The organism is Spirillospora sp. NPDC049024, from assembly GCF_040649235.1.
In the GTDB taxonomy this organism is placed as follows: domain Bacteria; phylum Actinomycetota; class Actinomycetes; order Streptosporangiales; family Streptosporangiaceae; genus Spirillospora.
In genome coordinates, this window is sequence record NZ_JBEZFD010000010.1 from 1 (window position 1) to 24769 (window position 24769).

Annotated in this window: 24 protein-coding genes; 10 read left to right on the top strand and 14 right to left on the bottom strand. The window is 74.4% G+C overall.

Annotated elements, in window-relative coordinates; genetic code table 11:
- Positions 1–92: acyl-CoA dehydrogenase family protein (locus AB0C21_RS19595; protein ID WP_353821960.1), on the top strand; the 92-nt coding region annotated here is incomplete at its 5' end.
- A 167-nt stretch (positions 93–259) separates the two neighbouring features.
- Here the strand turns inward: AB0C21_RS19595 and AB0C21_RS19600 are convergent.
- The 3 genes from AB0C21_RS19600 to AB0C21_RS19610 all read right to left on the bottom strand — a co-directional run bounded on the left by AB0C21_RS19600 (position 260) and on the right by AB0C21_RS19610 (position 3534).
- Entirely contained in the window at positions 260–871 is a 612-nt protein-coding gene (locus AB0C21_RS19600; protein ID WP_500205785.1) for a hypothetical protein, read from the bottom strand.
- 106 nt (positions 872–977) lie between these two features.
- Positions 978–1784, bottom strand: a complete 807-nt coding sequence (locus AB0C21_RS19605; RefSeq protein WP_500205786.1) for a thioesterase family protein — start codon at positions 1782–1784, stop codon at positions 978–980.
- A gap of 82 nt (positions 1785–1866) precedes the next feature.
- Positions 1867–3534, bottom strand: a complete 1668-nt coding sequence (locus AB0C21_RS19610; RefSeq protein ID WP_500205788.1) for an LCP family protein — start codon at positions 3532–3534, stop codon at positions 1867–1869.
- 270 nt (positions 3535–3804) lie between these two features.
- On the opposite strand from AB0C21_RS19610, the gene AB0C21_RS19615 reads away from it, so the two are divergent.
- Together AB0C21_RS19615 and AB0C21_RS19620 are read left to right on the top strand one after the other, a co-directional pair.
- Positions 3805–4857, top strand: coding sequence for a glycosyltransferase family 2 protein (locus tag AB0C21_RS19615; protein WP_500205789.1), 1053 nt, complete (start codon positions 3805–3807; stop codon positions 4855–4857).
- 100 nt (positions 4858–4957) lie between these two features.
- On the top strand, positions 4958–5710 hold the full coding sequence (locus AB0C21_RS19620; RefSeq protein ID WP_500205791.1) for a hypothetical protein: 753 nt from the start codon (positions 4958–4960) through the stop codon (positions 5708–5710).
- A gap of 58 nt (positions 5711–5768) precedes the next feature.
- Here AB0C21_RS19620 and AB0C21_RS19625 read toward each other — a convergent pair whose 3' ends face one another.
- Both AB0C21_RS19625 and ispD read right to left on the bottom strand, forming a co-directional pair.
- A complete protein-coding gene (locus AB0C21_RS19625; protein ID WP_353821950.1) occupies positions 5769–6557 on the bottom strand; it encodes a glycerophosphodiester phosphodiesterase in 789 nt (262 codons plus the stop codon).
- Positions 6554–7255, bottom strand: a complete 702-nt coding sequence (gene ispD / locus AB0C21_RS19630) for a 2-C-methyl-D-erythritol 4-phosphate cytidylyltransferase (protein ID WP_500205793.1) — start codon at positions 7253–7255, stop codon at positions 6554–6556. Before ispD ends, AB0C21_RS19625 begins: the two co-directional genes overlap by 4 nt.
- 85 nt (positions 7256–7340) lie before the next feature.
- On the opposite strand from ispD, the gene AB0C21_RS19635 reads away from it, so the two are divergent.
- The 6 genes from AB0C21_RS19635 (at position 7341) to AB0C21_RS19660 (ending at position 12464) form a co-directional block, all read left to right on the top strand.
- Positions 7341–8189 carry a hypothetical protein gene (locus tag AB0C21_RS19635; RefSeq protein WP_500205794.1) on the top strand — a complete coding sequence of 283 codons (849 nt, stop codon included), beginning with the start codon at positions 7341–7343 and terminating at the stop codon, positions 8187–8189.
- The gene (locus tag AB0C21_RS19640) at positions 8186–8839 is read left to right on the top strand and encodes a DUF5941 domain-containing protein (RefSeq protein WP_353821952.1); all 654 of its coding nucleotides are present in this window, start codon (positions 8186–8188) and stop codon (positions 8837–8839) included. The genes AB0C21_RS19635 and AB0C21_RS19640 overlap by 4 nt, the downstream gene beginning before the upstream one ends.
- The gene (locus AB0C21_RS19645; protein ID WP_500205796.1) at positions 8836–9567 is read left to right on the top strand and encodes a phosphocholine cytidylyltransferase family protein; all 732 of its coding nucleotides are present in this window, start codon (positions 8836–8838) and stop codon (positions 9565–9567) included. The genes AB0C21_RS19640 and AB0C21_RS19645 overlap by 4 nt, the downstream gene beginning before the upstream one ends.
- A gap of 65 nt (positions 9568–9632) precedes the next feature.
- Positions 9633–10688 carry an iron-containing alcohol dehydrogenase family protein gene (locus AB0C21_RS19650; protein ID WP_500206170.1) on the top strand — a complete coding sequence of 352 codons (1056 nt, stop codon included), beginning with the start codon at positions 9633–9635 and terminating at the stop codon, positions 10686–10688.
- Positions 10678–11586 (top strand): CDP-alcohol phosphatidyltransferase family protein, encoded by a 909-nt coding sequence (locus tag AB0C21_RS19655; protein ID WP_500205798.1) that lies wholly within the window; start codon positions 10678–10680, stop codon positions 11584–11586. The genes AB0C21_RS19650 and AB0C21_RS19655 overlap by 11 nt, the downstream gene beginning before the upstream one ends.
- A 23-nt stretch (positions 11587–11609) precedes the next feature.
- Positions 11610–12464 (top strand): glycosyltransferase family 2 protein, encoded by an 855-nt coding sequence (locus AB0C21_RS19660; RefSeq protein WP_500206172.1) that lies wholly within the window; start codon positions 11610–11612, stop codon positions 12462–12464.
- Here the strand turns inward: AB0C21_RS19660 and AB0C21_RS19665 are convergent.
- The 6 genes from AB0C21_RS19665 to AB0C21_RS19690 all read right to left on the bottom strand — a co-directional run bounded on the left by AB0C21_RS19665 (position 12461) and on the right by AB0C21_RS19690 (position 18288).
- Positions 12461–13099, bottom strand: coding sequence for a TetR/AcrR family transcriptional regulator (locus AB0C21_RS19665; protein WP_500205800.1), 639 nt, complete (start codon positions 13097–13099; stop codon positions 12461–12463). The genes AB0C21_RS19660 and AB0C21_RS19665 overlap by 4 nt on opposite strands.
- 101 nt (positions 13100–13200) lie before the next feature.
- Positions 13201–15654 (bottom strand): HelD family protein, encoded by a 2454-nt coding sequence (locus tag AB0C21_RS19670; protein ID WP_500205802.1) that lies wholly within the window; start codon positions 15652–15654, stop codon positions 13201–13203.
- 86 nt (positions 15655–15740) lie between these two features.
- On the bottom strand, positions 15741–16367 hold the full coding sequence (locus AB0C21_RS19675) for an SDR family NAD(P)-dependent oxidoreductase (RefSeq protein WP_500205803.1): 627 nt from the start codon (positions 16365–16367) through the stop codon (positions 15741–15743).
- A complete protein-coding gene (locus tag AB0C21_RS19680; protein WP_500205805.1) occupies positions 16364–17101 on the bottom strand; it encodes an acetoacetate decarboxylase family protein in 738 nt (245 codons plus the stop codon). Before AB0C21_RS19680 ends, AB0C21_RS19675 begins: the two co-directional genes overlap by 4 nt.
- Positions 17102–17161: 60 nt before the next feature.
- Entirely contained in the window at positions 17162–17659 is a 498-nt protein-coding gene (locus AB0C21_RS19685; RefSeq protein WP_149259109.1) for an SRPBCC family protein, read from the bottom strand.
- 32 nt (positions 17660–17691) lie between these two features.
- Positions 17692–18288 (bottom strand): HD domain-containing protein, encoded by a 597-nt coding sequence (locus AB0C21_RS19690; RefSeq protein WP_500205808.1) that lies wholly within the window; start codon positions 18286–18288, stop codon positions 17692–17694.
- Positions 18289–18446: 158 nt separating this feature from the next.
- Here AB0C21_RS19690 and AB0C21_RS19695 point away from each other — a divergent pair, with 158 nt between their 5' ends.
- The gene (locus AB0C21_RS19695; protein WP_500205810.1) at positions 18447–20516 is read left to right on the top strand and encodes an outer membrane protein assembly factor BamB family protein; all 2070 of its coding nucleotides are present in this window, start codon (positions 18447–18449) and stop codon (positions 20514–20516) included.
- A 31-nt stretch (positions 20517–20547) separates the two neighbouring features.
- On the opposite strand, the gene AB0C21_RS19700 is transcribed toward AB0C21_RS19695, so the two are convergent.
- The 3 genes from AB0C21_RS19700 to AB0C21_RS19710 form a co-directional block, all read right to left on the bottom strand.
- Positions 20548–21681, bottom strand: a complete 1134-nt coding sequence (locus AB0C21_RS19700) for a glycosyltransferase family 4 protein (protein ID WP_149259112.1) — start codon at positions 21679–21681, stop codon at positions 20548–20550.
- 284 nt (positions 21682–21965) lie between these two features.
- The gene (locus AB0C21_RS19705) at positions 21966–23228 is read right to left on the bottom strand and encodes a nucleotide sugar dehydrogenase (RefSeq protein ID WP_500205813.1); all 1263 of its coding nucleotides are present in this window, start codon (positions 23226–23228) and stop codon (positions 21966–21968) included.
- Between the two features lie 53 nt (positions 23229–23281).
- Positions 23282–24760, bottom strand: a complete 1479-nt coding sequence (locus tag AB0C21_RS19710) for a glycosyltransferase family 4 protein (protein ID WP_500205815.1) — start codon at positions 24758–24760, stop codon at positions 23282–23284.
- Positions 24761–24769 lie beyond the last annotated feature (9 nt).

Here is a 24769-nt window from a genome sequence, read left to right on the forward strand (position 1 = left end):
AGCGGATGATGCGCGACGCCAAGATCACCCAGATCTACGAGGGCACCAACCAGATCCAGCGCATGGTCATGGCCCGCCAGCTCCTCAAGTAGCGCGGTCCCGAAGCAGCGCGGTCCCGAAGCAGCGCGGCCTCGATGCAGCGCGGCCTTGAAGCAGCGCGGCCTTGACGCAGTGCGCGGGACGGCCGTCGGGGCGGGCCGTGCGGCCCGCCCCCTCGGCTCCGGCTCGCCGGTGCGAGCGGCTCGCCTGGGCGGAAGGCTCAGGCGTGTGAGATGTCGAGGATGACGCTGCCGTCCTTGCCCCGGTGCGGGCGCAGCGTGATGCCGTTGTAGGTGCCGGAGCTGGGCCCGTCCGTGTCGAGCGAGGCGGTCAGCGTCCCCTGGCGGCCGCGGGCGGTGAAGGTCAGCCGGCGGCCCTCGATCTTGATGTGCAGCGGGGCCATCCCGTACTTCTTGTCGAACGTGATCGTCTGGCCGTCCTTGACCTCGACCTGGCACTGCGCGTCCTCGCACGCCTCCAGGTCGGTGCCGTCCTCGGCCTCCGACTTCGGCTCGGGCTTGCCCTTCGGCTTGTGCTTGGACTTGTGCTTCGGCGGCGACTTCGGCGCCTCGGCCTCCGGGGCCTCCGCCTCGTCCGCCCGCGGCTTGGGGTCCGCCGACCTCGGGCGGGGCGCCGCGTTCTCCGACGACCCGTCGGACGACGGGTTCAGGCCGTATGCCGGATTGATGTCGTATGCCGGGTTTGTATCGAGGTTCGGGGCCGGCGGGGCCGGCGGCGGCGCGGTCTGCGGGCCGCTCGCGGCGGCGACGCCGGTGAGGGCGACCGAGATCGCGGCGGTCGCGGTGAGCAGTCCGGGAATCCTTGTGGACATTTCTCTGCACTCCTGACGAGGTCGGAACTCTGTTCACTGTCGCCCGGGCGCCACTCACTGTAGCAGAGTGATCACTTAGCGTGTTGGTCCAGCTCAGAGGCCGAGTTCAGTCGGACGGGCGCTCGTCCACGAGAAGGGTCTGCAGGACGCCGCCGAGCTCGCCGGAGCGGTCGGCGAGCGTGCCCCGGCACAGCGCGCTGCCGCCCGGGGCGGCGTCCAGCGACGCGTCGAGGCAGAGCCACTCGCCGACGGGGTCGCGGTGCAGTGCCACGGTCACGTCGGTGTTGATGATCAGCCATTTGGCCAGGTCGAGCTGGCTGCCGATGCCGGAGGCGCTGTCGGCGAGCGTCAGCGCGCGGACGAGGGGGGTGTCGGCCTCGCCGGCCACCAGGGGGATCCGCGAGCGCGCCCAGACCGTCCCCGGGCCGGGCTCGCCGAAGGCGCCGCGGACGAGCCGCCACTCCATCGCGGACAGGTAGCCGTCCATGTGCACGTCCGGCCATTCCCCGAACGGCCGCGGCGTCTCGGGCAGCGGCGGCGGCGTCGGCGCGTGCGCGACCGGCTCCAGCCGCGCGGGGGCCGCCATGATCCGCCAGGCGGAGGCGCGGACGACCGTCCGCCCCTCATGCGCGATCTCGCCTTCGAGGAAGGCGACCCTCCTGCCGGGACGGACCACGCGCACGCTGACGTCCAGTTCCGCCACGGGCACCGGGTTGAGGATCTCGACGGTCACCCGCGCGACGCGGCCGCCGGGGACGGGGTCGTGCCGCTCGAAGGCCCGCCCGATGAGGGCCGACACCGGCCCCCCGTGCTGCAGCCCCGGCGACCAGGGCCCGGCCGTGGCGGGCGTGCCGGCGAACCGCCCCTCGCCGGCCGGCTCGTAGAAGGCCCCGGCCGGCACGTCCTCGCCCATGCTGCTTCCTCCCCGCCCGTGACTAGAAAAGCATTCTAGAAGGCGAGGTGGCCGCGGGGACGGCGCCGGGCCGGCGGGCCGCTCAGCCGCAGAGCTTCTGGGTGGCCGTGCCGGTCTCGATCGCCGAGCCCGGCGACGGCGACGCGCTCGGGGACTCCTTCACCTTTACGTCCTTCACGCCGGCCCAGCCGGACCCGTCCCAGTCCGCGCCGACCATCACCTGGATCTGGGAGCCGAGCGAGGAGACCTTTTTCAGCTTGGCGTCCGGGATCGCGGCCGCGAGGGTCTTGGCCGAGTCCTCCCGCTTCGGCCCGTACAGGATCTGGGTCGTCTGCTGCCCGCGCCGCGCCACGCCCGGCGCGACGCTCACCTTGAAGCCCGCCTTGCGGAGCTGGCCGCCCGCCTGGGTCGCGAGGCCGCGGGTGCCGATCGCGTTGAGGACCCGGACGGAGATCTCGTCCGGCGGCACCGTCAGCTCGTCCTCGGCCTTCTTCGTCGGCGTGGCGCTCGGCTTGGGGCTCTCCGCCGCGAGCGGCTGGTCGCGGCGGAGCCGGGTGAACAGGTCGCGCGCCTTGTGCTGGTCCCACTGGACGGTCGACTGCGGCGACGGCGAGTTCCACAGCACGGCGTTGTAGCCCGGGTTCGACAGCGGCACCTTCGCGAACGTGAGGTCGTCGGTCGACAGGTTCTTCATCTGGTCGGCGAGCCCGGGCAGGTTGTCGGCGAGCTTCTCGTCCACGCGCAGCGACTTCAGCGAGGCGTTGAGGAACTTCGTGGACTTGACCGGGTCGCCGAGCGTCCTGGTCGACAGCGCCTGCTTCATCATCGACGCGATGAACTGCTGCTGCCGGTCGATGCGGCCGAGGTCGCTGCCGCCCGTCAGCGAGTAGCGGGCGCGGGCGAACGCGAGCGCCTTCAGGCCGTCCACGTGCGACTTGCCGGCGGGGAGCCGCAGGCCGCTCTTCTTGTCGTCGATGGCCTGCTCGGTGCACACGTCCACGCCGCCGAGCGCGTCCACCATGTGCACGAACCCGTAGAAGTTCACCTCGACGTAGTGGTCGATGGACACGCCGGTCGCCTGCTTGACCGTGCTGACGGTGAGGTCGGGCCCCCCGAACTGGTAGGCCCAGGTGAGCTTGCCGGGACGCGCCGGGACCCGCGTCCCCTTGGCGCCCTCCGACCCGTTCGACTTGTGCCCGGGGATCGTCACGTAGGAGTCGCGCGGCAGGCTCACCACCGACACGCTGTCGTGGTCGCGGGACACGTGCACCAGCATCATCGTGTCGGAGCGCTCGCCCGGCTCGTGCCCGAGCTTGGCCGCCTTCTGCTGCTCCTTGGTCAGCCCCTGGCGCCGGTCGACGCCCGCCACCAGGATCGTCATCGCGCCCTTCGGCGTGTCCTTGCCCTTGCCGAGGCCGCCGACCGACACCTTGTCGATCATGCCGGTGACGTAGTTCTGGAACGCCCACGCCCCGCCCGAGGTGAGCAGGACGAACGCCGACGCCGTCCCGGTGAGGGTGAGGAAGCGCTTCTGCCGCCGCGCGCTCACCGCCGCCCGCGGGCTCAGCCCCCGGCCCGGCCGGCGCGGCCCGCGCGGGCTCTCCACCGGGACCCGGGGAGCGGGCATCCCGTCGATGGTCACGCCTTCGATGTCGCCGTCGTCGTCGGCCGCGTGGGCGCCCGGACGAGGCCGGAAGTAGCGCTCCAGGGGGTCCGCGTCGCCGCGGCCCGAGTCCTGCCCGTCTGCCATGCCGGCCGCCGCCTCCCGATGATCACGTGCTGACGCGAGTCCACACCACTCTAAAGTGGGGGACACCCGTCCGTTCGCTACCTGGACGTCGTGTCCTTGCAGTAACGTGGCGCCGTCTTGACCACACCCCGGCGGCCCGCACGCAAACCTGGGTGGCGTGGGCTGCGTCAGACAAGCGAGCAAGAGAGAGGAAGGGGCGCCTCACTCCGGTCCGCCGGACGGGTGCGCCCGCGAGCCCACATGAATTCGTCTCCCCATGCCCAGCGCGCCATGAACCAGGAAACCCGCTACGCCGTGAAGCCCCTTCCCGACTCCGGTCAGCGCACGTGGCCCGCCGTCTCGGTCGTGATGCCCGTCCTCAACGAGGAGCGCCACCTGACCGACGCCGTGCGCCGCATCCTCGGCCAGGACTACCCCGGCGAGCTGGAGCTCGTGCTCGCCATCGGGCCGTCCCGCGACCGCACCGAGGAGATCGCGCGCAAGCTCGCCACCGAGGACCCGCGCGTCATCGTCGTCGCGAACCCGACCGGGCGCACCCCGCAGGGCCTCAACATCGCGATCAAGGCGTCGCAGTACTCGATCATCGTCCGGGTGGACGGGCACTCGCTGCTGCCCGCCGACTACGTGCGGGCCGCCGTCGAGACGATGGAGGAGACCGGCGCCGACAACGTCGGCGGGATCATGGCGGCCGAGGGCGTCACCCCGTTCGAGAAGGCCGTGGCGCGCGCGATGACCTCCAAGCTCGGCGTCGGCAACGCCCGCTTCCACACCGGCGGCGAGGCGGGCGAGGTGGAGACCGTCTACCTCGGCACGTTCCGCCGCAGCGCGCTCGACCGCGTCGGCGGCTACGACGAGACGTTCACCCGCGCGCAGGACTGGGAGATGAACCACCGCATCCGGCAGACCGGCGGCCGGATCTACTTCACGCCCCGGATGCGCGTCACCTACCGGCCCCGGCCCAACCTGCGGGCCCTCGCCAAGCAGTACTTCCACACCGGGCGCTGGCGGCGCGTCGTGGGGCGCGAGCACCAGGGCACGCTGAACCTGCGCTACCTCGCCCCGCCGATCGCCGTCGTGGCGATGGCGGCGGGCGCGGTCGCGGGGCTGTTCGGGTTCTGGCCGGGCTGGATCCTGCCCGGCGGGTACGCGGCCGCGATGATCGCCGGCGCCGCCGTGGAGGGGCGCGGGCTGCCGCTGTCGGCCTGGATCCGGCTCCCGCTCGTGTTCGCCACCATGCACGTGACCTGGGGCGTCGGGTTCCTGACCAGCCCGCCGCGGCTCGGCCAGCCCGCCCCGGTCAAGCCCGGCGAATCCATTCAGTAGCGGGACAGAAATACACGATCACCCCCGAACCCCCGTGGTGCCGGGCACGTCCGACCGTTAGGTTTGGCGGGATCTCGCCCGTCGCTGTTCGGAGGTGTCCATGTCCAACGGAGCACGCCACGGCCTCGGGGTGCTGATCGGGCTCGTGGTGACCCCGGTGGTCGCGCTGAGCCTGTGCTACAGCACGACCGGGTTCAACCGGATGTTCCAGTTCTACCGCCTGCACAGCGGCGACCGGTGGGTCAGCACCGGGCTGGTCCTCCTGGCGGCGGTGCTGGTCGGCGCGGTGGCGGGGTCACGCCTCTCGCCGCTCGCCTCGCTCGTCCCGGGCGTCGTCTACACGGCGGTCGGCCTCGCCTGGGCGGTGTCCCCGACCTGGGCGGTCGAGCACTCCGGCCGCGAATCGATGCGCGACGCGGCGCTTTCCGGGTTCCGCTCGCTGCCCGGCAAGATCCAGTTCGGCTACATGACGCTCGGCCCCTACGGGGTCTTCCTGCTGCTGGGCGTCGCGCTCCTGGTCGCCTCGCTCGCGCCCTCGCGGTGGAAGTCCCGGAAGGCGGCCGCCGCCGCACCGCAGTTCGGCGGCCCGCCGCCCGCACCGATGGGTCCGCCGCCCATGCACGGCGGTCCGGCGCCCATGGGGGCGCCCCAGCAGCCTCCCGCGCCGGGGCAGTCCCCGTCCTGGCAGAGCCCGCCGCAGTACGGGCAGCCGGCCGGCTCCAACCCGCCTCCGCTGCCGCCTGCCCGGTCCGGCGAGGACCGGCCGTCCGAGCCGCCCGCCAAGAGCGGCTCGGAGGACGACGAGCCGCCGGGCGAGTGGACGCAGATGTACGGCGGCAACCGCCCGAGCTGACTCCCCGCCGCCCGGGCCGTCGCCGGCCGCTGTCCGGCGCGGTCGTCAGGCGCGGTCGTCAGGCGGGGGCGTCGGCCCCGGGCGCGGCCGCCGACGGCTGGACGGCCGCGAGCACGCCGGGGACGTCGTTGACCACCATCGCGTCGAACCCGGCCTCCGCGTACGTCGGGGCGGCCTCGGCGGACGGGCACCAGGCGATCGCCTCCAGGCCCGCCTTGTGCGCGATGTCCACGCAGTGCTCCAGCGGCCGCAGCCGCGTGTCGGGGTGCTCGATGCCGCACGACCCGGTGTGCACGGCCACGACGTCCATGCCGAGGCCCGCCGCGGCCGGGACGGCGTGCCACAGCGGGAACCGCAGCCACGTCAGCAGCCCGAGCGGGACGCCGGGGACCTCCTCCCGCAGGAACATCAGCAGCGACGGGTCGAACGAGGTGACGAGCAGCCGGCGCCGCTTCGCCTCCCGCCTCAGCACCGGCGCCAGCAGCGCCCCCGTGCGGCGGGACGGCTCGTCCAGCGCGTCCTCCAGGACGGTCTTCACGTCCACGTCCACCGCCACGTCCGCCGGCAGCGCGTCGAAGATCTCGGTGAGCCGCGGCAGGCCGCTCGCGGTCGCGGGCAGGTCGACCAGGTGGTCGCCGTCCACGGTCGTCGGGTCGTGCCGCAGCACGAGGACGTCGTCGGCGGTCCGCGTCACGTCGATCTCGACCCAGGACAGGCCCGCGTCGACCGCGGCGAGCATCGAGGGCAGCGTGTTCTCGGCGACGGGCTCCTGCGCCCCGGGCGGGGTGATCTCGCCCGAGCCGAGGCCGCGGTGGCCGATGACGGTGGGGGTGTTCTCGAAGATCAAGGTGCTTCCTCGCTGGCGAGATGTTCGGCGATGACGGCGTCGAGCGGCTGGGTGACCTTGAGGTTGCGCTCGCTGCCCGCGACGACCCGGATCGGGACGTCCGGCAGGTAGCGGTGCACGATCCCGCAGTCGTCGGTGGCGCGCAGGTCCGGGTCGGCGAGGGCGAGCTCGTAGGCCTTGCGGATCGTGCCGAGCCGGAACCCCTGCGGCGTCTGGAACCGGCTCAGCGTCTCGCGCGGAGGCATCGACGCGACCGTCCCGTCCTCGACCACCACGATCGTGTCGGCCGAGGGCACGCCGACCGCGACGGCCTCGCAGTCGTCCAGCGCGTCCAGCACGCGGTCGATGACCGGGCGGTCGACGAAGGGGCGGGCCGCGTCGTGGAACAGGACGCGGACGTCGTCGGGGCGGTCGTCCAGCAGGCGCAGCGCCGCCACCGTGGACGCGGTCCGGGTCGCGCCGCCCTCGATCACCGCCGCCGTCTTGCGGAACGGCGCGGCGATCACGGCGGCCTCGCGCAGGTGCCCGGCCGCCATCACGACCACGACCTCGCCGATCCCCGGATGCGCGTCGAACGCCCCGATCGCGTGCGCCAGGATCGGCCGCCCGCCGACCTCCATGAGCTGTTTGGGGCGCCCGGCGCCCATGCGCTCGCCGACCCCGCCGGCGAGCACCACCGCAACCGTCCGCGTCGCCATCTCTCTCCGGGATTCTCTGACTCCGTGTATCGGAGCCACTACGCTTTGCACTTACTCCGCTTCTCCGACCGGCCCGGAGGCACCGATGGATCAGGCGCCCGCGCGTGAGCGGCCGGTCACGCTCAACGTACCGGACCACCCCGCGGTCGCCCGCCCGGATCGAGAGGCCGCCCACGTCGTGGACTCTGTGGACCCCGTCGACGCCGCGGACCCCCTCGACGACGAGGGAGCGCGGCCGCGCGGTCGCGCCGAGCCCGGTGAGGGCCTCGTCGCCGGCTACGTGACCGGTCCCTGCGGCGCGCTCGTCGCCCGGTGGGCCGACGAGCGCGGGCTCAGCGCCGGCGCCGTGTCGGCGTCCTCGCTCGCACTCGCGGGTTTGGCGGCGGTGTGGTTCTCCGACGGCGCGCGCCACGGGCTCGTCGCGGGGGCGCTGCTGCTGGCCGCCTCGCTCGTCCTCGGGCAGGCCGGCGCGGTCCTCGGCCGCCGGGCGAGCCCGTTCGCCGTCCGGCCGGACGCCGTCCTCGACCGGGTCAAGGAGCTCGCCGTCTACGCGGGCCTGGCGGTCGGCGCCGCCGGTGCCGCCGGTGCCGCCGGGGAGGCCTCCGCGGAGGACGCGTGGTGGCTCGCGGTGGGCGCGGCGGCGCTGCTGGCCGTCCGCCACACGGTCTCGGCCTCCTACTCGGCGAGCAGGCCCGCGCGCCGCTCCCGCCCGTCCCGGCGAGGTACTTCCCCGCGCGGCGCGTCCCAGCGGGGCAGGGCCGCACGGCGCGCCGCCAAGAGCCTCCGGCTGCCGCTCGGCGAGCGGTTCGCGCTGATCTCGCTCACCGCGGCCCTCGCCGACGCGCGGCTGACGTTCGCCGCCCTGCTCGCATGGGGGTCGGCCGCCGCCGCGGCGACCCTGGCCGGGCGGGTGGCGAGGTCGCTCACGCCATGACGGCGGTGCGGGTGTACCGCGACGACGGTCCGCTGTCGCGCGCCCTCGGGCGCACGGCGGGCGGACGGCTCCCGCCGCTGCCGTTCACCGTGCTGGCGGCGGCGGCGACCGGCGTCCTGCTCGCGGTCGGGCCCCAGCCCGGGACGCGGATCGGCCCCGAACCGGCGGTGTTCGCCCCGCTCGTCGTGCTGCTGCTGGCCGGACCCGCGTCCGACCACCCGCACACCGGGCGGCTGGACTGGCTGGTTCCGCCCATTCTGCGCGGGATCGAGTATGGTTACCTCGCCGTGTTGGGGGATGCGCGGGCAGTTCCGGTGCCGCTCGTCTACGTGCTGCTCACGGTTCTCGCGCTCCACCACTACGACGCCGCCTACCGCACCCGCCAGGGGCGCCGGCCGCCGCGGTGGGTCCGCCTCGCCGGGCTCGGCTGGGAGGGCCGGATGCTGTTCACGGCCTTCGCCGGGCTGCTCGCGCCGCTTCCGTTCGCGTACGCGGCGCTGGCCGCCTACCTTGGCGTGTTGTCCGGCGGAGAGAGCGCCGCCACGTGGGCGCGGCACGGCCGCGCCGGCGGAGTGATGGTCGACCTGACGAAGAAGTTGTCCGAGGGTGTGGGGGACGGGCCCCACGGCGAGAGGGAGAAGAGAGCATGATCGGCATGGTGCTGGCGGCGGGCGCGGGCCGGAGGCTGCGGCCGTACACCGACACCCTCCCCAAGGCCCTGGTCCCCGTGGACGGCGAGACCACCATCCTCGACATCGCCCTCGGCAACCTCGCCGAGGTCGGGCTGACCGACGTCGTCATCGTCGTCGGCTACTGCGCGGACGCCGTGCACGACCGCAAGGCCGCCCTCGAGGAGCGGTACGGCGTGTCGCTCACGCTCGTCCACAACGACAAGGCCGAGGAGTGGAACAACGCCTACTCCATGTGGCTCGCTCGGCAGTACTTCACCAAGGGCGTCCTGATGGTCAACGGCGACACGGTCCACCCGGTGGGCGTCGAGAAGACACTATTGGCGAACCGCGGACCGGACATCCTCCTGGCGGTGGACGACGTGAAAACTCTCGCCGACGAGGAGATGAAGGTGATCCTCGACGGTGAGGGCCACCTGAAGACCATCACCAAGCTCATGGACCCCGCCACCGCGAACGGCGAGTACATCGGCGCCACCCTGATCGAGCCCGCCGCGGCCGGGCCCCTGGCCGACGCGCTCAAGGCCACCTGGGAGCGCGACCCCGACCTCTACTACGAGGACGGCTACCAGGAGCTCGTGAACCGCGGCGGCCGCATCGGCGTCGCGCCGATCGGCGAGGTCGACTGGGTCGAGGTCGACGACCACGACGACCTGGAGAAGGCCCGCCGGATCGCCAAGGGCTACTGACCGCACGGCACGAACCGACCTCAGGCCGGCACGACGCGAGGAGGCCCATGCCCCTGCTGACGCGGATGCTGAACGCGCCGCTCTCCATCGACGTGCGGCGCGGCGCCGTGGCGAGCCTCGGCGAGCTGCTCGCCGACAGGCGGATCGTCACCGAGGGGCGCGTCGCGATCGCCGTCGGCCCCGGCCAGGGCGACCAGATCGCCGAGCACGTCCGGCCGTCCCTGTCGTCCTGCGAGGTGTTCCACGTCGAGGGCGGCACCGTGGAGGCGGCGGTCAGCCTGGGCTCCCGGCTGCGCGCCGGGTCCTACGAGGCGGTCGTCGGCATCGGCGGCGGCCGGACGATCGACGCCACCAAGTACGCGGCGACGCTGTCGGGCATCCCGATGGTGTCGGTCGCCACGAACCTGTCGCACGACGGCATCTGCTCGCCGGTCGCCTCCCTCGTCCACGACAAGGGCAAGGGCTCGTTCGGCGTCGTGATGCCGCTGGCGATGATCGTCGACCTCGACTACGTGCACGCGGCGCCCGACCGGCTCGTCCGCGCCGGGATCGGCGACGTGGTGAGCAACTTCTCCGCCGTGGAGGACTGGCTCCTCGCCGCCGACGAGTGCGGCGAGCGGGTCGACCGGATGGCGCTCACCGTGGCGCGCACCGCCGCCGAGGCCCTGCTGCACCAGCCCGGCACCATCGACTCGGACCGGTTCCTCACCGTCCTCGCCGAGGGGCTCGTGCTGTCGGGGATGGCGATGGCGTTCGCGGGCGACTCCCGCCCGGCGTCCGGCGGCGACCACGAGATCCTGCACGCCATCGACCAGCTCTTCCCGGACACCGGCAACCACGGCGAGCTCGCCGGCATCGGCGCCGCGTTCTGCTACCACCTGCGCGCCACCCGGCTCGGCGCGGGGGAGGACCGGCTCGAAGAGATCCTCGCCTGCCTCGGCCGGCACGGGCTGCCCCGCTTCCCGGCCGACGTCGGGCTGACCGCCGAGCAGTTCGCGGAGGCGGTGCAGTACGCCCCGCACACCCGGCCCGGCCGCTATACGATCTTGGAACACCTCAGCCTCGACGAGGGCGAGACCCGCAAGGCGGTGCACGAGTATGTCCAGGCCCATGGAGGCTGAGCTGTCCGGGCAGAACCCTTCCACGCAGCCCCCCGGCTCCCCCGAGCGACCCGGCGCCGCCGAGCCGCCCGGCGCCGCGGAGCCGCCCGGTGACGACCACCGGCCGCACCGCAAGGGCGCGAAGGTCGCCGACATCCGCCGGTACGGCCAGCCGCCCGGCCTGAAGGACCGGCGCAACGAGGAGCACTGGGCCGGCCGCCTCTACATGCGCGACCTGTCCCCGTACTTCGCGTGGATCTCGCTGCGCCTCGGGTTCAGCCCCAACCAGCTGACCTACCTGATGATGCTCAGCGGCGTCCTCGCCGGCGTCGCGGTGTCGCTGCCCGCCGACCCGCTGTGGACGGCGCTCGCCGGCGCGTTCCTCATCCAGGTCTACCTGCTGCTCGACTGCGTCGACGGCGAGGTCGCCCGCTACCTGAGGCAGACGTCGGTCGCCGGGGTGTTCCTCGACCGGATCGGCCACTACCTCTCCGAGGTGTCGCTGCTCGCCGGGCTCGGCTTCATGGCGCAGGGCGGCTGGGAGAACGGCGGCTGGGTCGAGCTCGGCCTGCTCGCCGCGCTCGGCGCCGCGCTGATCAAGGCGGAGACCGACAACGTCGTCGTCGCCCGCGCCAAGTCCGGGCTGCCCGCCGACCCGACCGGCGGCGACCGCGCGCTGCGCCCCCGCTCCACCGGCATCGCGCTGGCCCGGCAGGCGGCGTCCATGCTGCGCTTCCACCGCATCATCGGCGCGGTCGAGCTGTCGCTGCTGATCCTCGCCGCCGCCGTGATCGACAGGCTGACCGGCGCGGACGACCCGGTCGCGGTCCGCGTCCTGATGGTCGCGGTCGCCGCCGTCGCCGTCGTGCAGACCCTGCTGCACCTGGTCAGCATCCTGGCCTCCCGGAGGCTGAAGTGAAACTGTCCGTCGTCGTCCTCACCATGGGCAACCGGCCCGAGGAGCTGGCCCGCGCCGTCCGCAGCGCCCTGGAGCAGGAGCACGTGGACGTCGAGGTCGTCCTCGTCGGCAACGGCGTCGACCCCGTCGGCGCGGCGGCGGGCGCGCCGCCGTTCGACGACGAGCGCGTCAAGACCCTCAGCCTGCCGAAGAACCTCGGCATCCCCGGCGGCCGCAACCGGGGCGTGGAGGCGTCCTGCGGCGACGTCATCCTGTTCCTGGACGACGACGGCTGGTACCGCTCGCCCCGCCTCGGCGCCCACCTGCGCGACCGGTTCTCCGCCGAACCCGACCTCGGTGTCGTCTCGTTCCGCGTCCGCGACCCCGAGGGCGGGCGCGGCGAGCGCCGGCACGTGCCCCGGCTGCGCGCGGGCGACCCGGAGCGCTCGTCCGCCGCCACCACGTTCCTCGGCGGCGCCTGCGCGATCCGCCGCGCCGCGTTCGACGCCGGCGGCGGCCTCCCGGAGGACTTCTTCTACGCCCACGAGGAGACCGACCTCGCCTGGCAGATCCTCAACGCCGGCTACCGCATCGTCTACGACGCCTCGGCGGTGATGTTCCACCCCGCCGTCCTGCCGACCCGGCACGCCATGTTCTACCGCTACAACGCCCGCAACCGCGTCTGGCTGGCCCGCCGCAACCTGCCGTGGCCGCTGGCGCTCACCTACCTCGCCGTCTGGGTCGGCATGACCGTCCTCCGCGAGCGCAAGCCGAGCGCCCTCAAGCCCTGGTTCAAGGGCTTCCTGGAAGGCTGGCGCAAACCAGCGGGCCCCCGCCGCCCCATCTCCTACCGCACCGCCTGGCGCATGACCCGAACAGGCCGCCCCCCGATTATCTAGGGGGTTGTGACGGCGGCGAGGATGAGGTGGGTCAGTTCGGCGGTTATGGCGTCGAGGGGGACGTCCTGGTCGCGGGCGGACCAGTGGTGGACGAGGTTGTTCACGGCGCCGATGACGGCGATCATCGTGAGGCGGTGGTCGCGGTCGACGGCCTCGCCGCGGGCGGCGGCCTCGCGGATCATGGCGAGCATCGCGTCCTCCCACCGGCCGCGCCAGCGGAGGCGGTGCCCCTCCAGGCCGGCGCTGACGCCGATCACCTCGACGAACGCGATGCGCGCCCAGCGCGGGTCGCTCGCGGTGACGGTGACGAACGCGCGGACCGCGCGCTCCACGCGGGTCGCCAGGTCGGCGCCCGCCGCCTGCGCGTACGCGGCGGCCACGGCCTCGGCGGCGCGGTCGTTGACGGTGCGGTGCAGGGTGGTGAGCAGCTCCTCGCGCCCGGAGAACTCCTCGTAGAAGTTGCGGGTCGAGACGCTCGCCGTCGCGCACAGCCGCTCGATGGACGTCGCCGCGTAGCCGCGCGTCCCGAACAGTTCGAGCCCGGCGGCCAGCAGGCGCTCGCGCCGCTCCGCGCGGCGCTCCTCGGCCGACCGGCCTGCGTAGCTGCGCCTGGGTGCGGGATTGCGGCCGCTCATCGGTCTCCGTTCACCCGTGCGGATGGGGCAGCGTCAGCCTAACCCCGAGCGGATCGGGCGGCGTCGGCTCCGACCCCGAGCGGAACGGGGCGCAGGGGTGCTCAGCCGGTGAGCAGGGCGTCCTTCCACTCCGGGTCGGCGGTGAGGACGGTCAGGCGCTGCGTCGCGCGCGACACCGCCACGTACAGCACGCGCAGGCCGCGCGGGGACTGGGCGGCGACGGTCTCGGGCGCCACGATCACCGCCGCGTCGAACTCCAGGCCCTTGGCCTCCAAGACGTCCAGGACCTGGACGCGCTCGGGCAGGCCCGCGCCGAGCCGGTCGCGGTCGGCGGGGCCCCAGGCCGTGGCGGGCTCGCCGAACAGCGCGGCCTGGGCGCCGGACTCCTCCAGGGAGAGCGGGACGATCAGGCCGATGGTGCCCTCGACCTGGCCGAGCAGCTCCTCGACGGCGGCGCGGGCGGCGGAGCCGAGACCGGATTCCGGGACGACCCGGACGACGGGCTCGAGCCCCGACGTGCGGACGGCGCGGGCCGGTCTCGCCTCCGGCAGCGCGCGGGCGAGCACCCGCGCGGAGACCGCCGCGATCTCGGTGGAGTTGCGGTAGTTCGTGGTCAGCTCGTACTCGTGCCGGGCGCGCGGCGGGGGCGCCTTGCGGGTCCGGCGGCGGCCCCGGGACGCGGGGCGCTCGCCGCCGAGCGCGGCCTCCATCGCGCGCCGGGCGGCGGCGAGGTCCTCCCAGGCGCTCTGGGCCGGGTCCTCGACGATCGTCCAGCTCGCCTGGCGGCCGCGGCGGCCGAGCATCCGCCACTGCATGGGGGACAGGTCCTGCGCCTCGTCGACGACGAGGTGCGCGTACTCGGGGCGGTCCTCCACCACGCCGTCGTCGACCCGGCGCGAGCGCTCCAGCCGCTCGATGGACGTGGTGAGCTCCTGCATCTCCGGCTCCCACGTCTCGTCCACGACCTCCTCGCCGGTGAGGATGTTGACGCCGTCCACCACGAACGGGTCGTCCTCGGACGGGGCCTTGCGGCGGCGGGACGGGCGGGGCGGGGAGCCGAGCAGCGCGTCGATCTCGTCCAGCAGGGCGACGTCCTGGTAGCTGAGCGGCGCGTCCTCCCCGGCCCAGGACGCGGCGACCGGCTCGACGTCGGCGCGGTCGAGGTCGCGTCCGGCGGCGCGGCGCAGCCGGGCCGGGTCGCCGAGCGAGCGCAGCACGTCCAGCGGGCGCCGGATCGGCCACCAGGCGACGAGGAAGTCGGTGAAGGCGCGCTGCTCGCGGACCCGCGCGTCGAACTGGGCGCGCTTGGGGTCGCCGTTCCCGTTCCCGCCGGCGTGGCCGCGCGCCGGCTCCTCGTCGAGGGAGGCGAGGCCGTCGGCGGCGAGGATCGCGTTCCACAGGCCCGCCTCGGCGCCCTCCTCGGCCTCGGCGGCCTCGGGGCCCCCGACCTCGCCGAAGCGGCGCCAGAGGGCGTCCAGGAGCATCTCCGCGGCCCGGCCGCGCGCGGCGTTCACGCTGCCGCGGCTGCGCCGGTGGACCTCGTTCCTGATGCGGTCGAGGCGGGCGCGGTCGAGCGAGACGACGACGCCCTTGAACACGACGCGCAGCTCCTCGGGGGCGCCGGGCGCGTGGTCGGCGACGGCGCGCCGCAGCACCGCCGCCATCGCCTCGGAGCCCTTGACGCGGGCGAGCCGCGGCGGGTCGTGGACGGTCGCGGCGGCGCCCTCGACGAGGTCGCCGAGGGAGCGGAGCGTCGCCGAGCCCTCGCCGAGCGACGGCAGCACCCGCTCGATGTAGGCGGTGAACCGGCGGTTCGGGCCGACGACGAGGACGCCGCGCGAGCCGAACCGGCGGCGGTGCCGGAACAGCAGGTAGGCGACGCGGTGCAGCGCGACGGCGGTCTTGCCGGTGCCGGGGGCGCCGCGCACCAGGACGGTGCCGTCGGCGGGGGCGCGGATCACCTCGTCCTGCTCCCGCTGGATGGTCGCCACGATGTCGCGCATGGCGCCCTCGCGGGTGCGGGCGAGCGAGGCGAGGAACGCGCCGTCGCCGACGACGGTCATCCCCTCGGAGGCCTCCGGGTCGAGCAGGTCGTCCTCCAGGTCGACCACGGTGTGGCCGCGGGAGTGCAGGACGCGGCGGCGCACGACGCCGCGCGGGTCCTCGGGGGTGGCGCGGTAGAAGTCCTCGGCGGCGGGCGCCCGCCAGTCGATGACGAGGGAGTCGTGCTCGCTGGTGCGGACGCCGACGCGGCCGATGTAGCGGACCTCGCGGGAGGCCAGGTCGAGCCGGCCGAACACCAGGCCGTCGTCGGCGATGTCGAGGGCCTGGACGCGCAGCGCCGCCTGGTGGACCATCGCGTCCCGGTCCACGAGCGAGCCCTTGGTGCCGGCGAGCGACTGGCGGTAGCCCTCGCGGATCATGGCCTGGGCGTCCGCGCGCATCTCCTCCAGCCGCGCGTAGGCGGTGTCGACGTAGCGCTGCTCGGCGGCGATCTCCCGATCCTTCACCGTGCCGCCGGGACCGGTCGGCCGCCCGTTGGCCTGGGACGACATGCAGGCTGCTCCTCGCGCGTGGGTCGGGCCGGGGACGTCCCGGCACCTCGAAGGCGAAGAGACAGCTTATGCGGTCCCGCCGACGTTCAGCGTCGGGCGAGCGCCGGGAGGAGCGCCCGGCGGGCCGGCCCGACCCGTACGTGGACGTCCGCGGCGGGACGCGCCAGCGAGCGGTCCATGGCGTCGAGGACGGGGCCGTGCGGCGTCCCGGCCGCCGCGTGGACGCAGCGCAGCGCCACGCCCCGCCCGCCGTGCTCGGCGAACAGCGCGTCGGCGTAGGCGGCCACTGCGGCGGCGGACGGGCTCTCCGGCGGGCCCGAGGCGCCCGGGCAGAGGAACAGCTCCCCGGCGCGGCGCTCCAGCATGCCCGGCAGCGTCGCCCGGACGATGTGGACGGCGCCGAGGACGTTCGTCCGCAGGACGTGCTCCACCTCGTGGAGCGGCTGCGCGAGCACCGGCCCGGCCGACGCGGCCGACGCGGCGTGGACGACGCGGTGCACGGGGCCGGTCATCGCCAGCACCTCGGCGACGGCGCCGGGGTCGGTGACGTCGCACACCCGCACGTGGGTGTTGGGGGAGCGGTGCGCCGTCTTGGCGAGACCGAGTTCGTCCACGTCCACCGCGACGACGTCCCACGCCGCCGCGGCCAGCCGCCGCGCCGCCGCGGCGCCGAGCCCGCGCGCGGCGCCGGTCACCAGCGCCGTCCGCCTCACGTGCGCACCTCCTCGGCGCCCTGGAAGACCATCTGCAGATGCCCGACGGTGCTGGTGGTCAGCGCCCGCGCCCGGTCGAGCCCGAGGCCGCGCAGCTCGTCGGCCACCGGGTGGTCGCCCAGGACGACCTTCGCGCCGCCCGGCCGGGTCCGGACATCGGACGGTGTGAGCGTCCACGGGGTCCGGCGCGTCACGCCGTCCAGGCAGGAGTAGGCGTCGACGCTCGGGGCGCCCGCCCCGGACGGCATCGGCAGGCCCGGCCGGACCGCCACCTCGATCACCGTCCGCCCGCCGATCCGCACCGCGCAGCGCTTCACGCGCCCGGCGAGGTCCATGGGGATGTCGGCGATCTCCTTGGGGAAGCCCCAGATCGTCCGTCCGGCCTCCAGCGTGAACTCCTGGTTGACCGGCAGCCAGTGGATGAAAGCCCCGATCCCGCGCAGCCGTCCGAGCACCCCCTGCGGCGGCGCCGCGCCGGGCGGGCGCACCAGGAAGGCGACGGCGAACTCGTGGTAGGGGCCGAGGTCCCCGTCCGCGTACCGGACGAAGGCCAGCGAGCAGATGGCCCGGCCTGGCAGCGGCTCGGCGACGTCGAGCCCGGAGTAGGCGATGACGTCCCGGGCCGCGCCGGCGGGCACGGCGAACATGGCCGAGGCGACGGCGGCGTCGCGGATCCGCACCGGGAGGGTGACCCGCTCCCCCTGGATCGCGTGCGCCTGGGCGGTGGTTGTCACACCGCTAAGTAGAACAGGTTCTCGTTTTGCTGCCAAGGACCGACCCGCGGACCGCGGCGGTCAGCCCTTCTCGAGGGCCGTCCGCATCCGGTCGAGGGTGGCGCGCATGCCCTTGCGGTTGACCTCGGCGCGCCCCTCGGCCGGGACGCCGGTGAAGACCTTGCCGAGCAGCGAGACGAACGCCGCGCCGCGGTGGTCGCGGCGCTGGTCCTCCCAGTACTCGGTGAGCCGGGTCCGGGGCGCGGCCGGGTCCTGCGTGACGTCCTCGAACCGGTAGCCCCACAGGGCCACGGGGATCCCGAAGCTCGACACCCGGAAGGCGAACACCTCCCCGGGGACCGCCGCGCTCACCTGGCACGTGGTGAACCACACGCGCCAGCCGGCGCGGTTGAACCCGACGAACCTCGTCCCCGGCCGGATCGCGCGCCCGCGCACCCAGGTCGCGAACACCTCCGGGCTCCAGTCGCCCATCCGCCGCGGATCCGCGACCGCCGCGTAGACGTCCCGCACCGGCGCGGCGACGACCACGCTCTCCTCGACGACCCACTCGCGTTCCATGGCCCGCATCCTCCCACTACATGACCGGCGGGTCACTGGAGGTGGGCGAAATGCCGCCTCCAGTCCGCGTACCAGGCCCGGAACCAGGGCTCGGGCTCGGCCAGCGGGACGATGTAGGTCAGGGTCTCGGCGTAGTAGCGGCGCTGGAAGTCCGGCGGCATCGCGTCGAGGGTCTGCACGTTGCTGGCGCGGTCGGCGAGCTTGACCAGGACCGCCTCGCGCGGGGCGTCCCGCAGGCGCCGCAGGTAGGCGGCCTTGGCGGCGCGCTTGGCCTGGCGTCCGGCCCCGCCGGCGGGCGGCTTGGTGACCCAGTCGACCAGCTCGGTCACCTCCGGGCCGAACTCGGCCTCCACGTCGGCGAGGGAGGCGGGCGTGTCCTCCACGACGTCGTGCAGGACCGCGGCGGACAGGACGGCGGACGCCGTCACCCCCGCCCCGCGCACGAGCACTTCGAGGGCCTCCAGCAGGTGCTCGACGTAGGGGGCGCCGGTCGGCCGCCGCTGGTCGCCGTGCCAGCGGACGGCGGCGGAGACGGCCCGGTCCAGGCCGTCCAGGTCCACGTCCGCACCGGACGCGGTGATGTCCGCCCGGGCCGTCTCCCAGGCGTGCCAGCGGGTGAAGACCTCCACGGGTCGCTCCGTTCTTTCCGGCCGTGTCGCGCGGGAGCCTCGCACAGGGCATGGTGGGTGTCGTCCTTTTGAGCACAGTCCTTGTCAGTACGGTACGTGGGGGAGGCGGCGCGGTCGTGGTCGGGAGCCGGCAGCGGCCTGAGGGCCGACCGGAGTCCGTGGGCAGGGTCCGCGTCGCGCTCGGGCTGCTGTCCGGGGTCGTCGCCGTCGCGCTCTGCGTCGTCCTCGTCGACACCTACGTCCTGCGCGCCGAGTGGTGGCAGGTCCGCCACACCGTGACCGGGGCGCCCGTGGCGCCGCAGAGCGAGGCGGGCCCGCCGCCGGGCCCGCTCGCGGTGAGCTGGGAGCGGACGACGCGGGCGCACCGCGGTTCCGTCGCCGGCTACGACGGCGTCGCCTACCAGGTCGCGCGGGGACAGGTCGTGACGGCGTCCGGGCACGGGATCGAGGTGCGGGACGCGCGCACCGGCGCCGCGCGCTGGAGCTACCGCCGCGCCGGGTGGTCCCTGCTCGGCTGGACGTCCACGGGGTCGCGCGTCGTCGCCTACTTCGAGCGGGACGGCGACCGCGGCGACCGGGCGCTCATCGCGTTCGACGCGCTGTCGGGCGGGCTGCTGTGGCGGCGCGAGGACGAGCGGCCCGCCGCGGTCTCCCGCACCACGCTGCGCTGGCCCGCCGGGTCCGACGTGCTGCTCACCACCGACGAGGGGCGCCGGACGCTCTTCGGGGTCTCGGCCGTGACGGGGAACCGGGTGTGGCGGCTGGCCCTGCCGCGCGGCTGCCGCCTGTTCGAGGGCGGGGCGCACCCGTCCGACGGCAGGGAGGACCTCGCCGCGCTGGGCCTGCGCTGCGCGGACTCCCGCGGCGATCGCGGCGGCGACCCGGGCGGCGACACGGGGCACCGCAGCCGGCTGCTGGCTGTCGATCCCACGAAGGGCCTCGTGCGCTGGGACCGGCGGCTCGGCTCCCGGGAGTCCCCCGAGGTGTCGATGCTGGAGGGCGTGACGCTCGTCTCGGACGGGACGGCCCTGCGCGCGTTCGACGACGGCGGCCGCCAGTTCGGCGCCTGGAAGGGCGACGGCGTGTGCGGCGACCTGATGTGCCCGGGCGTGCTGGCGGCGGGCCGGCTCGTGGTCGTCTACCACCCGGACGGGACCGGCCCCGAAGAGGACGGCCCTGACGGAAGCGGCACAGGGGAGAACGGCACCGAGGAGAAGAGCACCGAAGGGGACGGCGCCGACGAGGCCCGCATGGAGGCGGTGGACGTGCGCTCCGGGCGGGTCGAGTGGGGCCGCGACGTGCCCGCCTACGCCGCGCTCGCGCAGGCCGGCGGTCAGGTGTTCGCGCTGCGCCCCCGGCTTTCGGACCGCCTGCTGCCCGCGGGGGTCGACATCGTCGCGCCCGGTGACGGGAGCACCACGACCGCGCCCGCCCCCTTCTCGATGGACCCGGACCTGCCGGGCGTCCGGCCGTGGCTGGCGGCCGCGGGCGGGCTGCTGTACGCGGCGCTCCCGCAGGCGGCGCCGCGCCCGGACGGCGGGGCCCGGCTGGTCGCCCTGCGCGGCGGGCTCACCGGCACCGGGCCGCCGGAACTCGGCGGCGTGCCGGAGGAGGACTGGCCGGACGCGTGCGCCCTGCTCAAGAAGCCCGACCTGGCGGCGGTGCGGATGGCCGGCCACGCGCCCGAGCCGAGCCGCGCGGCCGTCGGGACGGTGCGCCTCCCGCACCCGGTGTCCTGCACGTACGAGCCCCGCGGCGGGCGGGCGCGGGCCGGCGGGCGGAAGTCCCCCGAGCCGAAGCCGAGCGCGACGGGCTCGGCGTCGCCGCGTCCCTCGGCGGGGCAGGAGGCCGTCCCGAACTCCGGCAAGGACGGCCCGCGAGAGGACGATCCGAAGAAGAGCGGCTCGAAGACGGACGGGCCGGACCCGGACGGCGGCCAGGAGGCGGTGGTCACCGGTCTCACGGTGAGCGTCCGCTGGGTCGCCGACACCGACGAGGCGGCGTCGCGGATGCTGGGGACGCTCCAGGCCGCGCAGGCGCAGGTCAGGCGGCGCCGCGACATCGGCGGCGACGAGGCCTACGAGATCGGCCCGACCGCGGGGATGATCGCGCTGCGGGTGGGCCGGTGCGTCGTGATGGTCGAGGCGAACCGGCCGCCGGGCGCCGCCGCCCGCATCGCCCGCTCGGTCGCCTACCGCCTGCGCCACATGTCCGAGTCCGGCTCCTGAACGCGGCCGGGCGGCCGCGGGCCCGGGCGGCTCAGAACTCGGGGACGGGCTCCGGCTCCGGTTCCGGGGCGACCAGGGAGGAGCGGCCCGCCCACGCCTCCAGTTGGGCGACGAACCGTTCGGCGTGGACGGGCCAGTGGAACCGCTCGCGGGCGGCCTCGTAGCCGCGCTTGCCGAGCCCCGCGCGCAGGCCGGGGTCGTCCCGCAGCCGCAGGACGGCCTTGGCGGCGGCCTCCGGCGCCTCGAACGGGACGATCAGCCCGCAGTCGGCGGGCTCGATGATCTCCACGGCGGGCGGGTTCGGCGTGCTGATCACCGGGATGCCGCGGGCCATGTACTCGACGACCTTCGTCGGCATCGAGTGCCGGTAGTTCGGCTCGTCGTGCAGCAGCGCCAGCCCGGCCATCGCGCCCTCGGCGATGCGCAGCGCCCGGTCGTTCGGGACGAACCCGTACCAGCGGACGATCCCCTCGCGCTGCGCGTCCCGCAGCGCGCCCCGGACGTCGGCGTCGGCCGCGCCGATCAGCTCCACCAGCACGCCCTCGGCGGCCAGGGTCCGGGCCATCTCGATCATGTCGAGGGCGCCGCGCGCCCGCGACAGCTGCCCGACGTAGACGGCGCGGCGGCCGTCCGGCGGTCCGGGCGGCACGTCGGAGACGTAGGTGGTGTTGGGCACGACCGGGTGCTCCCCGCGGAACCGGGCCCGGTAGCCCTCCTCGGCGAGCAGCAGCCGGTGCCGCCGCTCGCTGCGCCGCTCCAGATGGTGGACGGCCGGGCGCAGCAGGGGACGGGCCGGCCCGGGCACCCAGCCCTTGGCGGAGAGGGCGGCGGCGGTGTCCTCGTGGACGTCCCAGACGACCGTCCGCCCCTGCACCTCGCGGGGCAGCGACACCAGCAGCTCGGGGTCGTGCAGGAGGATGACGTCGGCGTACGCGGCGTGCTCGGCGAGCGCGCGGTGGGCGGCGCGCAGGGCCCGGATCCGGCGCCGTCCGGTGGCGCGCGGGACGTCCACCGGGCTGATGTGCCGCCACGGGGTCGCGTTGCACGCCCGGAACGGGGCGATGTACGTGACCTCGTGACCGGCGTCGAGGAGGGCGCGTATCTGCCGGTGCAGAATGCGCGCGTCCTCGGGGTGGTGCACGACCGTGCAAACGCAGACCCGCATCACACTCACTCCGCAATGTCCGAATCGACCATCACCGGTGATTCTTGGTCCCGGATGGAAATTGCCGATGAATTCCGGCTGGCCTGGGCATGGACGCTGCCGGGCGACTCGTCCTTGACTGATAGGGCCGTCCGCCGGTCAGGGACGTTCCGGCGGACGGGAAACCCCTGTCAAAGAATCCCGCCCGCCGGAGAAGTCCGCTTGCCCTGGAAGTCTCGGCGGTGCAAAGAGGCTCGAAGGCGCCGGAGAACTCGATGTCGAGAAAGCCTCGGCGCCACCGATGCTCAGAGGAGCTCGACGGTGTCCTGCTGGACGTTGCGGGTCCGGCCGCGGGTGTCGAACAGCAGCCGCGCGTGCCGGGACAGCGTCGCCGCGTCGTAGGCGGCGTGGTCGGCCAGGACGATCGCCAAGTCGGACGCCTCCAGCGCGGCGACCAGGTCGTCCCCGGCCGACGGCACCGGCGCGCCGTCCACCTCCCACGAGGCGACGAACGGGTCGTGGAACGACAGGTCGGCGCCGAGGCGGGCCAGCCGCCGCGCCACGGGGCGCGCCGGCGACTCGCGCTGGTCGGCGATGTCGGCCTTGTAGGTGACGCCGAGCAGCAGGACCCGGGCGCCCTTGAGCGCGCGGCCCTCCCGGTTGAGGAGCTGCTGGGCGCGTTCCGCCACATAGCGGGGCATCCGGTCGTTGATCTCCTGGGCCAGCTCGACGAACCGGAACGGGTAGCCCAGCGAGCGGACCTTGTAGGACAGGTAGTTCGGGTCGATCGGGATGCAGTGCCCGCCGACGCCCGGCCCCGGGCGGAACGCCTGGAAGCCGAACGGCTTGGTGGCCGCGCAGTCGATGGCGTCCCACAGGTCGATGCCGAGCTCGTTGCAGAACACCGCCATCTCGTTGACCAGCGCGATGTTGACGTGCCGGTAGGTGTTCTCCAGCAGCTTGGCCATCTCGGCCTCGCGCGTCCCCTTGGCCTCCACGACCCGGTCGACGAACTTGCCGTAGAACGACGACGCCGCCGACGCGCAGGCCGGCGTCAGCCCGCCGACGATCTTCGGGGTGTTGCGGACGCCGTAGACGGGGTTGCCGGGGTCGATCCGCTCCGGCGAGAACGCCAGGTGGAACTCCTCCCCGGCGACCAGGCCGGACGTCTCCAGGATCGGCCGGACGACCTCCTCGGTGGTGCCCGGGTAGGTGGTCGACTCCAGCACCACCAGCGTCCCGGGCTCCAGGTGCCGGGCGACGGTCTCGGCCGCGCCGCGCACCGCGGTCAGGTCCGGGCCGCCCTCGGGCGAGAGCGGCGTCGGGACGCAGATGACCACGGTGCGGGCGCCGTCCAGGACGTCCTCGTGCAGGCTCGGGGCGAACCCCGCCTGCAGCATCTTCTCGACCTCGGCCGGCGACACGTCGTCGACGTGCGACAGCCCGGCCTTGAGGCCGGCGACCACGCGCGCGTCGAGGTCGAGCCCGCCGACCCGCAGGCCGGCCCGGCAGGCCTCCCGCACGAGCGGCAGTCCCACGTAGCCGAGTCCGATGACCACGAGATCCACGCGGCCGGCTCCCTTCGATCCATGTGCTTGGCGTATCTGTGTGCTGGGCGTGTCTATGTGCTCTGGTGGAGAGCGAAGCGGTATGCGGCCCGGTATCCGGCCGTCACGGCGCGCCAGGTGCGTTCCGCCGCGACCCATTCACGGGCCGACCGCCCGATTTTCTGTCTCCTTTCGGGACTGTAAGCCAGGTCTTCCAGACAATTCGCCCAGGCTTCCGGGTCTTCCGGAACTGTTAACGCCCCCGTCACGCCCGGTTCCACGATTTCGCGGAGAGCCTTGACATCACTGGCTATAACGGGGATTCCCCCCGCCATGGCCTCGATCGGTTTCAGAGGCGTCACCAACTGGCACACCCGGTCCGCCCGGCGCGGAACCGCGAAGACATCGAGGACGGCGTGGTAACGGCGAACGGACTCCATCGGCACCCGGCCGGTGAACACGGCGTGGACGCCGCGTTCGGCCGCGCGCCGTTCGAGCGCGCCGCGCTCCGGGCCGTCCCCGACGAGCAGCAGCGTGACCGGGGCGCCGCGCCCGCGCAGCAGGGCGGCCGCGTCGATGAGCGTGTCGATGCCCTCGTAGCCGTAGAACGACGACGTGAGGCCCACGACCGTGGCGCCGGGGTCGATCCCCAGGCGTTCGCGCAGGTCCGAGGCGTCCGGGAGCGGTTCGAGGAACGCCTCGTCCACACCGTTCGGCACCGTGAAGATCTTCTCCTCGGGGACGCCGCGGGACGCGATCTCCGCCCGCATCGCCTCGCCGAGCGTGACGACCGCGTCCGCCTCGGCCATCCGGCGGGTCTCCAGCTCGCGGGTCAGCCGGTAGAACTCGTCGTCCTCGCGGTGCGCGGGATCGCGGGAGAGCCAGGAGTCCTCCAGGAAGCCGCGCACCTCGTAGACGACGGGGAGGCCGTGGCGGTGGCCGAGCTCCAGCGCGACGGCCGCGTTCAGGTGGTTGCTGACCGCGTGCAGGACGGACGGCCGCAGCTCCCGGACCAGCCGTCCGGCGAGGTCGGCGCTCTTCGCCACCGCGTCCAGCGGATCGGCCTGCGGGAACCAGGGCAGCAGCCGGTGGTACGGGACGCCGTCGACGTCCACGCGCGCCCGCGCGTCGCCGAGGCCCTGGCTGAGCGGGTATCCGAGCCGGGTCACGATGTGGGGTTCGACGCCCGTCTCGCGCAGGGCGAGGGCGATCCGGTGCGTCCGCACGGTGTAGCCCGCGTTCGTGCGCGGCAAAGCGTTGGTCACGAACTGCAGGACCACCCCGTGATCCACGGCGCCGCCCTGCGCGGAGCCGTCCTGGAGCGTCCGGCGCGCCCGCGCGGGCTGGGCGAGCAGGAGCCGCAGGTCCCGGGTCTCGCGCTGGACGTCCCGCGGCTTCGGGACGACGAGGCGGGAGCGCCGCAGCCGCGCGCCGAGCGGGGTCCGGGCGGCCAGCCGCACGGCGAGCCTGGACGCCCGCCCCGGATCGTCGCGGAGCTGGCGCCAGGCGAGTCCGGCCAGGTAGACGGTCTTCTTCACGGGTTCGTCGGGCACAAGGCCGGA

Excerpts from the sequence above, each read along its gene's own strand:
- AB0C21_RS19600 (WP_500205785.1), bottom strand. The coding sequence starts at position 871 with ATGTCCACAAGGATTCCCGGACTGCTCACCGCGACCGCCGCGATCTCG.
- AB0C21_RS19605 (WP_500205786.1), bottom strand. The coding sequence starts at position 1,784 with ATGGGCGAGGACGTGCCGGCCGGGGCCTTCTACGAGCCGGCCGGCGAG.
- AB0C21_RS19610 (WP_500205788.1), bottom strand. The coding sequence starts at position 3,534 with ATGGCAGACGGGCAGGACTCGGGCCGCGGCGACGCGGACCCCCTGGAG.
- AB0C21_RS19615 (WP_500205789.1), top strand. The coding sequence starts at position 3,805 with ATGAACCAGGAAACCCGCTACGCCGTGAAGCCCCTTCCCGACTCCGGT.
- AB0C21_RS19620 (WP_500205791.1), top strand. The coding sequence starts at position 4,958 with ATGTCCAACGGAGCACGCCACGGCCTCGGGGTGCTGATCGGGCTCGTG.
- ispD (WP_500205793.1), bottom strand. The coding sequence starts at position 7,255 with ATGGCGACGCGGACGGTTGCGGTGGTGCTCGCCGGCGGGGTCGGCGAG.
- AB0C21_RS19635 (WP_500205794.1), top strand. The coding sequence starts at position 7,341 with ATGGATCAGGCGCCCGCGCGTGAGCGGCCGGTCACGCTCAACGTACCG.
- AB0C21_RS19640 (WP_353821952.1), top strand. The coding sequence starts at position 8,186 with ATGACGGCGGTGCGGGTGTACCGCGACGACGGTCCGCTGTCGCGCGCC.
- AB0C21_RS19645 (WP_500205796.1), top strand. The coding sequence starts at position 8,836 with ATGATCGGCATGGTGCTGGCGGCGGGCGCGGGCCGGAGGCTGCGGCCG.
- AB0C21_RS19650 (WP_500206170.1), top strand. The coding sequence starts at position 9,633 with ATGCTGAACGCGCCGCTCTCCATCGACGTGCGGCGCGGCGCCGTGGCG.
- AB0C21_RS19655 (WP_500205798.1), top strand. The coding sequence starts at position 10,678 with ATGGAGGCTGAGCTGTCCGGGCAGAACCCTTCCACGCAGCCCCCCGGC.
- AB0C21_RS19660 (WP_500206172.1), top strand. The coding sequence starts at position 11,610 with ATGGGCAACCGGCCCGAGGAGCTGGCCCGCGCCGTCCGCAGCGCCCTG.
- AB0C21_RS19665 (WP_500205800.1), bottom strand. The coding sequence starts at position 13,099 with ATGAGCGGCCGCAATCCCGCACCCAGGCGCAGCTACGCAGGCCGGTCG.
- AB0C21_RS19670 (WP_500205802.1), bottom strand. The coding sequence starts at position 15,654 with ATGTCGTCCCAGGCCAACGGGCGGCCGACCGGTCCCGGCGGCACGGTG.
- AB0C21_RS19685 (WP_149259109.1), bottom strand. The coding sequence starts at position 17,659 with ATGGAACGCGAGTGGGTCGTCGAGGAGAGCGTGGTCGTCGCCGCGCCG.
- AB0C21_RS19700 (WP_149259112.1), bottom strand. The coding sequence starts at position 21,681 with ATGCGGGTCTGCGTTTGCACGGTCGTGCACCACCCCGAGGACGCGCGC.